We start from the raw sequence: 223 nt of genomic DNA on the forward strand, positions 1-223 counted from the left end.
TTGAATACCGTATCCGAGATCTTAATCCCGTTGGGCTCAGCCAATCCTTCCAGGCGGGAAGCGACGTTCACCCCTTCCCCAAAAATGTCGTCTCCCTCGACGAGAACGTCATCGAGATTGATCCCAATACGATAAGAGATTCGTTTATCCGCATCCTGATCACGTTCGTGAATGATCATCGCGCGTTGTACCGAAGCCGCCCATGAAACCGCGTTTACGGCAC

The 223-nt window shown here is 52.0% G+C and carries 1 protein-coding gene; it reads right to left on the minus strand.

Annotated features, from left to right (window positions below):
- Nucleotides 1-223, minus strand: a 223-nt coding sequence (locus ABLN94_RS24660) for an adenylate/guanylate cyclase domain-containing protein (protein WP_352997364.1), incomplete at both ends; no start/stop codon positions are given.

The sequence above is a fragment of the Ruegeria sp. SCP11 genome (genome assembly GCF_040329455.1).
In the GTDB taxonomy this organism is placed as follows: domain Bacteria; phylum Pseudomonadota; class Alphaproteobacteria; order Rhodobacterales; family Rhodobacteraceae; genus Ruegeria; species Ruegeria atlantica_E.